Source organism: Micrococcus lylae NBRC 15355, from assembly GCF_001570885.1.
Classification (GTDB): domain Bacteria; phylum Actinomycetota; class Actinomycetes; order Actinomycetales; family Micrococcaceae; genus Micrococcus; species Micrococcus lylae.
Window position 1 is genome coordinate 35829 of record NZ_BCSN01000003.1, and the last position, 13672, is coordinate 49500.

Here is a 13672-nt window from a genome sequence, read left to right on the forward strand (position 1 = left end):
TGAGCTCCCTCGCGTCCGGCTCGGCGTGACCGGTGCGGTCCCGCCACGGCCATTCTGGACGCACCACGCCGTGCCCCTCTGAAGTTATCCACACCCTGCCTGAACCGATAGAGTGGCGGGCATGTCTGAGCTCTCTGCGCCCCCGGTGCGCGTCCTCGGCTTCGATCCCGACTTCGTCGACTACCGCGAGGCGTGGGACCTGCAGCGATCGCTGCACGCTCAGGTCGTCTCCGGCGCGTCCGAGGGACAGATCCTCCTGCTCGAGCACTCCCCCGTCTACACGGCCGGCCGCCGCACCGAGGACGCCGAGCGCCCCAGGGACGGCGCCGAAGTGATCGACGTGGACCGCGGCGGGAAGATCACCTGGCACGGACCGGGCCAGCTCGTGGGCTACCCGATCGTCCGGCTGCGGGACCGCGCCCACGTGAAGGACTTCGTCTGGTTCATCGAGGAGCTGCTCATCCGCACCGCGGCCGAGTACGGGGTCACCGCCGTCCGCGTGGACGGCCGTGCCGGCATCTGGTGCCTGGCAGACCGGGCCCCGGACGGCGCCCAGCGCCCCGACCGCAAGCTCGGCGCCATCGGCCTGTCCATCCACGAGGGCGTCTCGATGCACGGATGGGCCCTGAACTGCTCCAACTCGCTGGAGCCGTTCTCCACGATCATCGCGTGCGGCATCGCCGACGCCTCCACCACCACCCTCTCCGCGGAGATCGGACGCACGGTCACCCCGGCCGACGTCCGTCCTGTGCTCGAACGCCACCTCGCCGAGCTCGCCCCGCAGTACATCTCCACCGCCGACCCGGAAGGACACCCCGCATGAGCCCCGCACCCGAAGGCCGCCGCCTGCTCCGCGTCGAGGCGCGCAACGCCGAGGTCCCGGTCGAGCGCAAACCGGAGTGGATCAAGGCCAAAGTCCACATGGGCCCGGAGTACATCGGTCTGAAGAACAAGGTGAAGCGCTCGGGCCTGCACACCGTCTGCGAGGAGGCGGGCTGCCCCAACATCTACGAGTGCTGGGAGGACCGCGAGGCCACCTTCCTCATCGGCGGCGACATCTGCACGCGCCGCTGCGACTTCTGCGACATCGCCACCGGCAAGCCGCGTCCGCTGGACATGGAGGAGCCGCAGAAGGTCGCCGAGAACATCCGCGAGATGGGCCTGCGCTACGCCACCGTCACCGGCGTGGCCCGAGACGACCAGAAGGACGGCGCGGCCTGGCTGTACGCGGAGACCATCCGCAAGGTCCACGAGCTGAACCCGAACACCGGCCTGGAGATCCTGCCGCCGGACTTCGGGGCCGTGCCGGAACTCGTCCAGCAGGTGTTCGACGCCCGCCCGGAGGTGTTCGCCCACAACCTGGAGACCGTGCCGCGCATCTTCCGCAAGATCCGCCCGGCCTTCACCTACGAGAAGTCCCTCAAGGTCCTGTCCATGGCCAAGGAGGACGAGCTCGTCACCAAGTCGAACCTCATCCTCGGCATGGGCGAGGAGGACCACGAGATCGACCAGGCCCTCGTGGACTTGCACGAGGCCGGCTGCGACATCATCACCATCACCCAGTACGTGCGTCCGTCGAAGCTGCACCACCCGATCGACCGCTGGGTGAAGCCGCAGGAGTTCGTGGACTGGTCCAAGCGCGCCGAGGAGATCGGCTTCGCCGGCGTCATGGCCGGGCCGCTGGTGCGCTCCTCCTACCGTGCCGGCAAGCTCTACGCCTCGGCGCTGGAGAAGCTCGGCCGGACCCTCCCGGAGCACCTGTCCCAGCTGGCCGGCGAGTCCACGGCGCGCCAGGAGGCCGCCGCCGTCGTCGCCCGGATGGGCTGATCAGCGCAGGTAGACTGGAAAGGCTATGGCCAAGAACTCCGCATCCTCTCAGCCCGGCTCGCCGTCGCCCTCCCTCAAGGAGGTCAAGGCGATGCAGCGCGACCGCCGTCGCCAGATGAAGGCAGACAAGAAGTCCGACCGCGCGGCCAAGCGCGCCGAGCGCAGCCGCAAGCCCGGCATCATCACGCAGCTGAAGCAGGTCTTCAGCATGACCCGCCAGCACTACCCGAAGCTGGTGCTGTGGATGGTGCTCGCCTTCGTGGCGACCCTGCTGGTCGGACTGCTCATCGGCCTGCTGCTGCACAACTGGATCACCTGGCTGCTGATCTCCATCCCGTTCGGCGTCCTGGCGGCGATCATCGTGATGAACCGCTTCGCCGAACGCGCGATGTTCGCCCAGATCGACGGCCGCCCGGGTGCCTCCGGCGCCGCCCTGTCCACGCTGAAGCGCGGCTGGATCGTCTCCCAGGAGCCGGTCGCCGTGAACCCGCGCACCCAGGACGTCGTCTACCGTGCGATCGGCCGCCCGGGCGTCGTCCTGGTGACCGAGGGCCCGTCCAACCGCATCGCGAAGCTCGTGAACAAGGAGGAGCGCGCCATGAAGCGCTTCCTGCCGAACGTGCCGGTGCGCGTCGTGGAGACCGGTCATGGCGAGGGGCAGGTCCCGCTGCACAAGGTCGTCAAGACCCTCAAGGCCATGGAGAAGAAGCTGACCAAGCACGAGGTCAACGCGGTGGACAAGCGCCTGTCCGCCATCGGCTCCGCCAAGCTCCCGATCCCGAAGGGCGTCGACCCCATGAAGGCCCGCCCGGACCGCCGGAGCATGCGCGGACGCTGACCGGCCCGCTTCCCGCACCGCGGACCAGACGATGACGGACCGTCACCTCGCGAGGTGACGGTCCGTCGTCGTTGTCCCGCCCGCGACACCGTCCGGCGCCCGGCGCCGAAGGCCCCGCACGCAGGCGCCTCGGTCTCACATGACGAGCTCCACGGTGCCGGCGGCCTTGTCGTGGAGGCTGCGGCCGTCCGGGTCCACGATCATCAGCGGCAGCACCAGGCACAGCAGGACGGTGCGCAGCAGGATCCTGTGCACGGGCGCGGTGGAGCCGCCGCCCAGGGGCACCACCTGGATGCGGACGAGGGCCTTGCCCACCGTGGTGGCGAGCAGGGACAGGCCGAGTACGTGCATGACGGCCAGGGCGATGAGGGTGGCCAGGGCGTTGCCGCCGAAGAAGACGTTGGAGATCACCAGGGCGATGGCCCAGTCGATGCAGAGCGCGCCGATCCGGCGCAGGGGGCGAGCCAACGAGCTCGGCCCGGACTCCGGCAGGCCGAGCCGGTCGCCGGGCCACCGGCCGGCATGGATGTTGCCGCCGGGCCCGTCCACCCAGCCGGCCATCTCCCGGCGGGTGATCAGCGGCTCGCTCCGGCCGCCCTGGGGTCGCTGCTGCCGCGGGGTCTTCTCGTCTCTGGCCACCCCACCAGCGTAGTCGGGGTCCGCCGGCAGCGCGTTACACGCCGGAAACACCCGCGGCATGACCGCGTCACGCCGCTCACGTAGTGTGAAGGAAGCTCCACGGAGGAAGAAGTCCTGCCGCGGACGCCCCCCACTGCCGCACAAGGAAGGCCAGGCGAGAACAATGTTCAGCTCTGTCGAGGAAGTCCTCACGTTCATCAAGGAGGAGGGCGTCGAGTTCGTGGACATCCGCTTCACCGACCTGCCGGGCGTCCAGCAGCACTTCAACGTGCCGGCCACGACCGTGGACGAGGACTTCTTCCGCGACGGCCAGCTCTTCGACGGCTCCTCCATCCGCGGCTTCGCCGGCATCGCCGAGTCTGACATGCAGCTGATCCCGGACATCGCCACCGCCTACGTGGACCCGTTCCGCAGACGCAAGACCCTGGCGATGAACTTCTCGATCGTGAACCCGCGCACCGGCGAGCCGTACCACCGCGATCCGCGCGGTGTCGCCCAGCGTGCCGAGGAGTACCTGACCGCCTCCGGGATCGCAGACACCGCGTTCTTCGCCCCCGAGGCCGAGTTCTACGTGTTCGAGGACGTGCGCTACTCCTCCCGCCCCAACCACGCCTTCTACGCCGTGGACTCGGACGAGGCCTGGTGGAACACCGCCCGCGAGGAGGCCGGCGGCAACCTGGGCAACAAGATCCGTCAGGGCGGCGGCTACTTCCCCGTCTCCCCCATCGACAAGCAGGCGGACCTGCGCGACGAGATGTGCGCCGTCCTCGGCGAGGTCGGCCTCGAGGTGGAGCGCTCGCACCACGAGGTGGGCGCGCCCGGCCAGGCCGAGATCAACTACCGGTTCAACACCCTCACGCACTCGGCGGACGACCTGCAGAAGTTCAAGTACGTCATCAAGAACGTGGCGGAGCAGTTCGGCAAGACCGTCACCTTCATGCCGAAGCCGGTGTTCGACGACGGCGGCTCCGGCATGCACTGCCACCAGTCCCTGTGGACCGACGGCGAGCCGCTGTTCTACGACGAGAAGGGCTATGCCAACCTCTCGGACACGGCCCGCTGGTACATCGGCGGCCTGCTCAAGCACGCCTCCGCCGTCCTGGCGTTCACCAACCCGACCGTGAACTCCTACCGCCGCCTCATCCCGGGCTTCGAGGCGCCGGTCTCGATGGTCTACTCCCAGGGCAACCGCTCCGCCGGCATCCGCATCCCGATCACCGGTTCCAACCCGAAGGCCAAGCGCATCGAGTTCCGCGCCCCGGACGCCTCCGGCAACCCGTACCTGGCCTTCGCGGCCCAGCTGATGGCCGGTCTGGACGGCATCCGCAACCGCATCGAGCCGGCCGAGCCGATCGACAAGGACCTCTACGAGCTCCCGCCGGAGGAGGCCAAGGACATCCAGAAGGCCCCTGCCTCGCTGGAGGAGGCGCTGAGCGCCCTCGAGGAGGACCACGAGTTCCTGCTCGCCGGCGACGTCTTCACCGAGGACCTCATCCAGGCCTGGATCGACTACAAGCGCGAGACCGAGATCGCCCCGCTCGCCGCCCGCCCGAACCCCTACGAGTTCGAGCTGTACTACTCCTGCTGACGTCATAGCAGGGATCCCGCGGGCGTAGTCCGCCAGGAGTCCGCGCGGCCCCGCAGCCTCCCTCCGGAGGGTGCGGGGCCGTCGTCGTGGTGGCCGGCACGCGCCGGCGGCGCGGAATAACGACGACGGCCCGGGCGCTGGCACTGACGACCCACCGTCGTCTGCCCACCGGAGGACCACCATGACCGCGCTGCCGATCTCGATGCTCGACCTGGCCACCGTGAAGCCGGGACGGACGGTGGCCGAGGCCCTGTCCGAGTCCGTGCAGCTCACGCAGGCCGCCGAGGAGCAGGGCTTCACGCGCGTGTGGTTCGCCGAGCACCACAACATGCCGGGCATCGCCTCCTCCGCCACCGCCGTGCTCCTGGCCCACGTGGCCACGCAGACCTCCACCATCCGGCTGGGCTCCGGCGGCGTCATGCTGCCCAACCACTCCCCGCTGGTGATCGCCGAGCAGTTCGGCACGCTCGCCGAGCTCCATCCGGGACGCATCGACCTCGGACTGGGCCGTGCCCCGGGCACCGACCAGCGCACCCTGCAGGCCCTGCGCCGCTCCCCCGACGCCGCCGAGGACTTCCCCCAGGACGTCCTGGAACTGCAGGGCTACCTGCGCGGTGAGTCCCGCCTGCACGGCGTGGACGCGTACCCCGGCAAGGGGACGGACGTGCCGCTGCACATCCTCGGCTCCTCCGCCTTCGGCGCACAGCTGGCCGCCCGCCTCGGCCTGCCCTACGCCTTCGCCAGCCACTTCGCCCCGGACATGCTCGAGCACGCCGCCCGAATCTACCGCGAGACCTTCGAGCCGTCCGAGCAGCTGGCCGAGCCCCACTTCATGGCGGCGATGAACGTGGTGGCCGCGGACACCGAGGAGCACGCCCGCGTCGAGTACGAGCACGCGCTGCGCCTGCGTGTGCAGATGCTGGTCGGCCGCGGACGGGACTACACCGACCAGGAGCTCGACCTGCTCATGGACTCGCCCGCCGCCGCGCAGGTGATCCGCATGGTGCGGCACACCGCCGTGGGCACCGGCGAGCAGGCCGCCGCCCACGTCCGCGACTTCGCGGCACAGAGCGGTGCGGACGAGGTGATGGTGACCGCCATGGCCCCGAGCCTGACGGTGCGCCGGCGCACGGTCGAGCTGCTCGGCGAGCACGTGGTGCGCAGCTGACGGACCGGTGGCACGCGGCCGTCCCTCCGAGGGAGTCTCCGGCGCAGGCCGGCCACCGGCATGGGGTCAGAGCCCGTAGAAGTGCTTCTCGAACACCTGGCGGGCATGGCGCATGGTGCGCTTGACGTGCTCCTCGACGTCGCCGGCGTGGTGCCCGGGTCCGGCGCACCAGCGGGCGAGCGCGGCCACGTCCCGAGTGTGGGAGGGCAGCACGTCCGAGGCCTTCCCGGACCAGAGGTAGCCGGCTGCACGGATGCGGCTGCACAGCAGCCACGCCTTCTCGAGGGCCTCGGCGTCCGCGGCCGGGAGCAGGTCCAGGGACACCAGCGCGCGCAGCGCCGGAAGGGTGGACGTGGTGCGCAGCGAGGAGTGTTCGCCGGCATGGCGCAGCTGCAGAGTCTGCACGAGCCACTCCACGTCCGAGAGGCCGCCGGGGCCGAGCTTCACATGGCGGGAGGGCTGCACGCCGCGCGGCAGCCGCTCGGACTCCACGCGGGCCTTGATGCGGCGGATCTCCCGCAGCTCCCCGGCGGAGAGTCCGCCGCTGTAGCGGACGGAGTCCGCCCAGTCCCCGATCTCCTCGAGCAGCGAGGACTCGCCGGCGAGCGGACGGGCACGCAGCAGCGCCTGGCGCTCCCACACCTCGGCCCAGCGCTGGTAGTACTCGCGGTACGAGTCCATCGAGCGCACGAGTGGTCCCTGACGTCCCTCCGGGCGCAGATCCGCGTCCACCACGAGGGTGGGTTCCCCCGGCAGGGCGGGCTTCGCCGGCTGCTTGAGCAGGGCGGTGAGCTGCTTGGCGATCGCCACGGCCTGGTGCTGGGCGGCCTCCGGGTCCGCGCCCTCGCGCGGGCGGTGGACGAACATGGCGTCCAGGTCCGAGCCGTAGGTGATCTCGCGGCCGCCCTGACGGCCCATCGCCACGACGGCGACGTCGGTGAGCAGCTCCTCCTCCTGCTCGACCGCGGCCAGGCACACGTGCAGGGCTCCGAGCACGGCCACGTGGTCCACGTCGGAGAGCGCCCTGACGGTCTGCTCGAGGTCGATGTGACCGGAGGCGTCGGCCAGGGCGACGCGGAGGATCTCGCGGCGGCGGGCGTGTCGCACATGGCGGACCACCTTGGCCGGCTCCTCGGACCGGTCTCGGCGGGACAGGACGGCGCGGGCCTGCTTCCACAGGGCCTCCGGCTCCATCGGCTCGAGCTGGCGGTCGTCGCCGAGCCAGGCGGTCGACTCCGGGGAGTGCTCCAGCAGGTCCCCGATGAACCGGGAGCTGGAGAGCACGCCGCACAGGCGCTGGGCGGCCGCGTTGGAATCGCGGAGCATGCGCAGGAACCAGGAGCTCGCCCCGAGGGACTCGGAGAGCCGACGGAAGGCGAGCAGACCGCCGTCCGGGTCCGGTCCGTCCGCGAACCAGCCGAGCATGACCGGCAGCAGCTGGCGCTGCATCGCGGCGCGGCGGGACACGCCCCGGGTGAGGGACTCGATGTGCCCCAGGGCTCCCTTCGGGTCGCGGTAGCCCAGGGCGGCCAGGCGCTCCTGGACCGCCTCGGCGGTGAGCTTGACCTCGTCGTCGGACAGGGCCGCCGTGGTGGACAGCAGCGGCCGGTAGAAGATCCGCTCGTGCAGCTGACGGACCTCACGGCGCACGGTGCGGAAGGCCTCGGAGAGCTCCTCGCCGCCGGCATGGCGCTGCTCGCCCTGCGCCTGCATGGAGCGGGCGACCACGCGCAGCGCCTCCTCCTTCGTGGGCATCAGATGCGTGCGCCGCAGGTGGACGAGCTGGATGCGGTGCTCGAGGGTGCGCAGCCAGCGGTAGCGGGCGGCGAACGCCTCGGCGTCACGGGTGGAGATGTAGGAGGCCTCGCACAGCCGGTCGATGGCCTCGAGGGTGGAGCGGACGCGCACGGTCTCGTCCGCACGCCCGTGGACGAGCTGCAGCAGCTGCGCCGTGAACTCCACGTCCCGCAGGCCGCCGCTGCCGAGCTTGATCTCCCGGTCCCGGTCCGCGTGGGCGATGGTGTCCATGACCCGGCCGCGCATCTTCTGCACGCTCTCCACGAAGCCCTCCTGGGCGGAGGACTTCCACACCAGCGGCCACATGCGGTCCATGTACTCCGCGCCGAGGGCGGTGGAGCCGGCGATCGGGCGGGCCTTGAGCAGCGCCTGGAACTCCCAGCCGTGGGCCCACCGCCGGTAGTACTGCGCGTGGGAGTCCACCGTGCGGGACAGCGCCCCGTCCCTGCCCTCGGGCCGCAGGTTGGCGTCCACCTCCCAGAGGTTCGGCTCGGGGGCGGCGCCGTAGACGACCTTGCCGATGCCGCCGGCCATCTCGGCAGCCACCACGGCGGCCGTCGTCTCGTCCTGGCCCTCGCCGGCGGCGTGGACGAACACCACGTCCACGTCGGAGATGTAGTTGAGCTCGCGGGCGCCGCACTTGCCCATGCCGATCACGGCGAGGTCGAGGGTCTCGGCGGCCTCGCCGTGACGTTCGACGGCGGCGGCCCGGGCCACGGCGAGCGCGGCGTCGATCGCGGCACCGGCCAGGTCGGCCAGCCAGGCGGAGACGGACGGTTCGATCAGGGTGGGGTCGGCCGAGCCGAGGTCCTGCAGGGCGATCGCGGTGATCTGCCGGCGGTAGGCCCGACGCAGGGCCACGGCGGCCTCCGCACCGGTCCGGCCGGCCACGGGTCGCTCGGCCTCCGGGTCTGCGCCGACCGACTCGAGCAGCAGGCGACGCAGGGCAGCGGACTCGTCCTGCCAGTCCTGGCCGGTCGCGGCCGGGTCGCGCTGGGTCAGGGCGGGAGCGGTGGCGGCGGCCCGCTCGGGATCGGAGACGAGGTCCAGGTGCTCCGGGCGCCGGATGAGGAACTCGCCGAGGGCCTCGGACGCGCCCAGCAGGCGGGCCAGCCGCGCTGCCTGCTCCTCGTCCGCCACGATCCCCTTCGCGTCGGGCTCACGCTCGATCAGGCGCAGCCAGAGCAGCAGCGCCTGTTCCGGGTCCGGGGCGTGGGACAGTGCGGCCACGAGGGCCTCGAGGTCCACGCCCTCGAATTCCCTCTGGCCCATGAGGGAACGGGCACGGTCCAGGTCCGTGAATCCGGCGGCCGTCAGGGCGCGGCGCTGGAGGGACTCGGCGTCGGCCCCGGGCAGCGAGGTCATCGGCGTCTCCCTCCGCTCAGAGGCCGCTGAGGTAGCGCTTGATCTCGTACTCGGTGACCTGGACCCGGTAGTCGTCCCACTCCTGGGCCTTGTTCCGCAGCAGGGTCTCGAAGACGTGCTCGCCGAGGACTTCGGCCACGAACTCGGAGTCCTCCATGATGCGCAGGGCGTCGTGCAGGGTGCCCGGCAGCGGCTGGTGGCCGAGGGCGCGACGTTCCATGGTGGTCAGCGCCGAGATGTCCTCGGCGGCGGCCTCGGGCAGCTCGTAGCCCTCCTCGATGCCCTTGAGGCCGGCGGCCAGCAGCAGGGCGTAGGCGAGGTAGGGGTTCACCCCGGCGTCCAGGCCGCGGTACTCGATGCGGGCAGAGCCCGCCTTGTCCGGCTTGTAGAGCGGCACGCGCACGAGGGCGGAGCGGTTGTTGTGGCCCCAGGACACGTAGGCGGGCGCCTCGCCGCCGCCCCACAGGCGCTTGTAGGAGTTCACGAACTGGTGGGTCACCGCGGTGATCTCCACCGAGTGGTGCAGCAGGCCGGCGATGAACTGCCGCGCCGTGGTGGAGAGCCGGTACTCGTCCGAGGGGTCGTAGAACGCGTTGGAGTCGCCCTCGAAGAGGGAGAAGTGGGTGTGCATGCCAGAGCCCGGGTGCTCGGAGAAGGGCTTGGGCATGAAGGTGGCGTAGTGGTCGTTGAGCGAGGCCACCTCCTTGATCACCGTGCGGAACGTCATGATGTTGTCCGCGGTGGTCAGTGCGTCGGCCGCGCGCAGGTCGATCTCGTTCTGTCCGGGGCCGCCCTCGTGATGGCTGAACTCCACGGAGATGCCCATGTCCTCCAGCAGCGTCACGGCGTGGCGGCGGAAGTCCTGGGCCACGCCGCCGGGGACGTGGTCGAAGTAGCCGGCGGAGTCCACCGGGACCGGCTTGCCGTCCGGTCCGGGCTGGGAGGACTGCAGCAGGTAGAACTCGATCTCCGGGTGCGTGTAGCAGCTGAAGCCCATGTCCGCGGCCCTGTTCAGGACGCGGCGCAGCACGTGGCGGGGATCGGCCGGGGAGGGCTCGCCCTCCGGGGTGAGCACGTCGCAGAACATGCGTGAGGTGCGCTCCTGCTCACCGCGCCACGGGAGGATCTGGAAGGTGGACGGATCCGGCTGCAGGAGCATGTCGGACTCGAAGATGCGGGTGTAGCCGTCGATCGAGGAGCCGTCGAAGCCCAGCCCCTCGGTGAACGCGCCCTCCACTTCGGCCGGGGCCAGCGCCACGGACTTGAGGGTGCCGATGACGTCGGTGAACCAGAGGCGGACGAAGCGCACGTCCCGGTCCTCGATGGTGCGGAGCACGAAATCCTGCTGTCGATCCATGCACGTCACTGTAGTCGGCGTGGTGCACGCCACTGCGTAGACTCGGGCACATGTCGACCCAGCATCCCCAGGCCGCCGACAGCGCGGTCGCACCCGCTTCCGCAGACACCGCCGACGAGACCGCTGTGTACGGGCCGCCCGCCCCGTCCCGCTACCGCACCGTGCACCTGCAGAGGGCCAAGGACGAGGGACGGCGGTTCGCGATGCTCACCGTCTACGACGCCATGACGGCCGCCCTGTTCGACGCCGCGGGCGTCGAGGCGCTGCTGGTCGGCGACTCGGTCGGCAACACCGTGCTGGGCCACTCCTCGACCCTGCCGGTCACCGTGGAGGACATGGTGACCTTCTCCGCCGCCGTCGTCCGCGGCGTACAGCGGGCCTTCGTGGTGGCGGACCTGCCCTTCGGCTCCTACGAGGAGTCCCCCGAGCAGGCCGTCCGCTCCGCCATGCGCCTGGTCAAGGAGGCCGGGGTGCACGCCGTGAAGATGGAGGGTGACGAACGCTTCGTCCCCCATGTGGAGGCCATGACCGCCGCCGGCATCGCCGTGGTGGCCCACATCGGGTTCACCCCGCAGTCCGAGCACGTGCTCGGCGGCTACCGGGTGCAGGGCCGCGGCGACGGCGCGGCCGACCGGATGATCGCCTCCGCCCGCGCCCTCGAGGCGGCCGGCGCGTTCTGCGTGCTCATGGAGATGGTCCCCGCCGAGGTCGCCCGTGCCGTGGACGAGGCCCTCACCGTCCCGACCATCGGCATCGGCGCCGGCGACAGCACCACCGGACAGGTCCTCGTCTGGCAGGACATGCTCGGCCTCTCCGACGGCAGGAAGCCCCGCTTCGTGAAGCAGTACGCGGACCTGCACTCCGTGATCACCGACGCCGTGGCCGCCTACCGCCGGGACGTGATCACCGGCGCCTTCCCGGCCCCGGAACACCAGTTCGAGTCCTGACGGCCTCCCGCTGCCGCGCGCCCGTCGCCGCAGGCGGCCGGGAGCACGACGGCGGGGCCCGAGGTCAGTCCGCGTCGTTGCCGGGACGGTTGTCCCACTTGCTGTCCTCGTCGTCCGCGGCGTCCGCGGCCTCGTTGTTGGCCGCGACCTTCGCCATCGCCCCCTCGGCCTCCTCGCGGGAGCCGTAGGGGCCCAGCAGCTGCGACCAGTCCGACTGGGCGCCCTGCTCGACCTGGCCGGTGCGGGTGTTGTACCAGAACTCTTTCTCGCTCATGGGGGCGAGCGTAGCCCCCGAGTAGGCTGGACACCATGCCCGAATCGCGTCCTGCAGCACCGTCCAGCCACAACGGCCCCCGTCCGGAGGGCCCGCCCGCGCCCCAGGAGGGCTCGCGTGCCCCGATCGGCACCCTGACCCCGGGCGTCCTCTCCCCCGCCCCGTCCGTGCCCGCCTCGATCCCGCGCCCCGAGTACGTGGGCAAGAAGACCGCGGACGAGGGCAACGCCTCGGACGTCTACGACGCCGCCGGCATCGCCCGGATCCGCGAGGCCGGCCGCCTCGCCGCCGAGGCCATGGAGCACACCGCCGCCCACATCCGTCCCGGCGTCACCACGGACGAGCTCGACCGGATCGCCCACCAGTACCTCGTCGAGCGCGGCGCCTACCCGTCCTGCCTCGGCTACCGCGAGTTCCCGCGCTCGATCTGCACCTCCCTGAACGAGGTCATCTGCCACGGCATCCCGGACTCGACCGTCCTCGAGGACGGGGACATCCTCAACCTGGACATCACCGCCTACTACGACGGCGTCCACGGGGACCACAACCGCACCTTCCTGGTCGGCGACGTGGACGAGGAGTCCCGCCTGCTCGTCGAGCGCACCCACGAGGCCATGATGCGGGGCATCCGTGCCGTCAAGCCCGGCCGCCAGGTCAACATCATCGGCCGCGCCATCGAGTCCTACGCCAAGCGCTTCGGCTACGGCGTGGTCCGCGACTTCATCGGCCACGGCGTCGGCGTGGAATTCCACTCCGGCCTCGTGATCCCCCACTACGACACGGCCCCGCTGCACGACACCCTGCTCGTTCCCGGCATGGTCTTCACCATCGAGCCGATGATCACCCTCGGCACCCACGAGTGGGACATGTGGGACGACGGCTGGACCGTGGTCACCCGGGACCGGAAGCGCACGGCACAGTTCGAGCACACGATCGTGGTCACCGAGGACGGCGCGGAGATCCTCACCGCCGTCTGACACGTGTGAGTCGCGCCACGGGCGCCGGTGCGCGGACAGCCCTCGGGCCTGTCCGTAGACTGGCGCCCGTGAGCACTTCGAGCACCTCCAAGTACCCCACGGCCGTCGGCATCGATGTGGGCGGCACCGGCATCAAGGGCGGTCAGGTCCGCCTCGGCACCGGCAAGAAGGCCGGCACTCTGCGCGGCGACCGCTTCCGCATCCCGACCCCGCAGCCCGCCGTCCCGGACTCCGTCGCCCAGACCCTCGCGGCGATCGCCGAGGAGCTCGACGCCCGCCCGAAGGCCGCCCCGGCCGACGCGACCCTGGGCGTCTGCTTCCCCTCGATCGTCCGCGACGGCGTCTGCCTGTCCGCGAACAACATCGACACCTCCTGGATCGGCACCGACATCGCCGCCCTCTTCTCCGAGACCCTCAAGCGTCCGGTGCGTGTGCTCAACGACGCCGACGCCGCCGGCCTCGCCGAGGCCCGCTACGGCGCCGGCCGCGGTGCCCAGGGACTGGTCATGGTCATCACCCTCGGCACCGGCATCGGCGGCGCCATGATCCACGACGGCCGCCTCGTCCCGAACTTCGAGGTCGGCACCATGGAGCTGGACGGCGTCATGGCCGAGCAGCGCGCCTCCGCCAAGGCCCGCGAACGTGAGAACCTGTCCTGGCCCGAATACGCCGAGCGGCTGCAGCGCTTCTTCGGCCACCTCGAGCGGATCTTCTCCCCCGACCTGTTCATCGTCGGAGGCGGCATCTCCAAACGCCCGGACGACTACCTGCCGCTGCTGCGGCTGAACGCCCCCATCGTCCCCGCCCAGCTGGTGAACAACGCGGGCATCGTCGGCGCCGCCCTGGCCGCTCACGACGACCCGGCCGACGCGAACTGACGTCACAGGAGAGTCGA

General features: G+C 71.1%; 12 protein-coding genes. 8 read left to right on the forward strand and 4 right to left on the reverse strand.

The annotated features are described in order from the left end of the window. The first annotated feature begins 121 nt into the window (after positions 1-121). The 3 genes from lipB to MLY01S_RS01495 are packed head-to-tail and all read left to right on the forward strand — an operon-like array spanning position 122 to position 2665. Positions 122-823 (forward strand): lipoyl(octanoyl) transferase LipB, encoded by a 702-nt coding sequence (lipB, locus tag MLY01S_RS01485; protein WP_067188638.1) that lies wholly within the window; start codon positions 122-124, stop codon positions 821-823. Then, positions 820-1827 carry a lipoyl synthase gene (gene lipA, locus MLY01S_RS01490; protein ID WP_067188640.1) on the forward strand — a complete coding sequence of 336 codons (1008 nt, stop codon included), beginning with the start codon at positions 820-822 and terminating at the stop codon, positions 1825-1827. The genes lipB and lipA overlap by 4 nt, the downstream gene beginning before the upstream one ends. A gap of 25 nt (positions 1828-1852) precedes the next feature. Continuing rightward, the gene (locus MLY01S_RS01495; protein ID WP_067188643.1) at positions 1853-2665 is read left to right on the forward strand and encodes a DUF4191 domain-containing protein; all 813 of its coding nucleotides are present in this window, start codon (positions 1853-1855) and stop codon (positions 2663-2665) included. Positions 2666-2800: 135 nt separating this feature from the next. Here the strand turns inward: MLY01S_RS01495 and MLY01S_RS01500 are convergent, their stop codons facing one another. Then, positions 2801-3304 carry an RDD family protein gene (locus MLY01S_RS01500; protein WP_067188645.1) on the reverse strand — a complete coding sequence of 168 codons (504 nt, stop codon included), beginning with the start codon at positions 3302-3304 and terminating at the stop codon, positions 2801-2803. 163 nt (positions 3305-3467) lie between these two features. Between MLY01S_RS01500 and glnA (MLY01S_RS01505) the strand changes: the two genes are divergently transcribed. Further along, positions 3468-4892, forward strand: a complete 1425-nt coding sequence (gene glnA / locus MLY01S_RS01505; RefSeq protein WP_067188647.1) for a type I glutamate--ammonia ligase — start codon at positions 3468-3470, stop codon at positions 4890-4892. A 181-nt stretch (positions 4893-5073) separates the two neighbouring features. Next, the gene (locus MLY01S_RS01510) at positions 5074-6060 is read left to right on the forward strand and encodes an LLM class flavin-dependent oxidoreductase (RefSeq protein WP_067188649.1); all 987 of its coding nucleotides are present in this window, start codon (positions 5074-5076) and stop codon (positions 6058-6060) included. A gap of 66 nt (positions 6061-6126) precedes the next feature. On the opposite strand, the gene MLY01S_RS01515 is transcribed toward MLY01S_RS01510, so the two are convergent. Both MLY01S_RS01515 and glnA (MLY01S_RS01520) read right to left on the reverse strand, forming a co-directional pair. Then, positions 6127-9222 carry a bifunctional [glutamine synthetase] adenylyltransferase/[glutamine synthetase]-adenylyl-L-tyrosine phosphorylase gene (locus MLY01S_RS01515; protein WP_067188650.1) on the reverse strand — a complete coding sequence of 1032 codons (3096 nt, stop codon included), beginning with the start codon at positions 9220-9222 and terminating at the stop codon, positions 6127-6129. Between the two features lie 16 nt (positions 9223-9238). Then, positions 9239-10579, reverse strand: coding sequence for a type I glutamate--ammonia ligase (glnA, locus tag MLY01S_RS01520; protein ID WP_067188652.1), 1341 nt, complete (start codon positions 10577-10579; stop codon positions 9239-9241). A 50-nt stretch (positions 10580-10629) separates the two neighbouring features. Here glnA (MLY01S_RS01520) and panB point away from each other — a divergent pair, with 50 nt between their 5' ends. After that, entirely contained in the window at positions 10630-11526 is an 897-nt protein-coding gene (panB, locus tag MLY01S_RS01525; protein ID WP_082739509.1) for a 3-methyl-2-oxobutanoate hydroxymethyltransferase, read from the forward strand. Between the two features lie 64 nt (positions 11527-11590). Here the strand turns inward: panB and MLY01S_RS01530 are convergent, their stop codons facing one another. Beyond that, positions 11591-11800 (reverse strand): hypothetical protein, encoded by a 210-nt coding sequence (locus MLY01S_RS01530; RefSeq protein WP_067188654.1) that lies wholly within the window; start codon positions 11798-11800, stop codon positions 11591-11593. 35 nt (positions 11801-11835) lie between these two features. Between MLY01S_RS01530 and map the strand changes: the two genes are divergently transcribed. Next, positions 11836-12777 (forward strand): type I methionyl aminopeptidase, encoded by a 942-nt coding sequence (map, locus tag MLY01S_RS01535; RefSeq protein WP_082739510.1) that lies wholly within the window; start codon positions 11836-11838, stop codon positions 12775-12777. Between the two features lie 68 nt (positions 12778-12845). Next, positions 12846-13655 (forward strand): polyphosphate--glucose phosphotransferase, encoded by an 810-nt coding sequence (gene ppgK / locus MLY01S_RS01540; RefSeq protein WP_067188656.1) that lies wholly within the window; start codon positions 12846-12848, stop codon positions 13653-13655. The last annotated feature ends 17 nt before the right edge of the window (positions 13656-13672 follow it).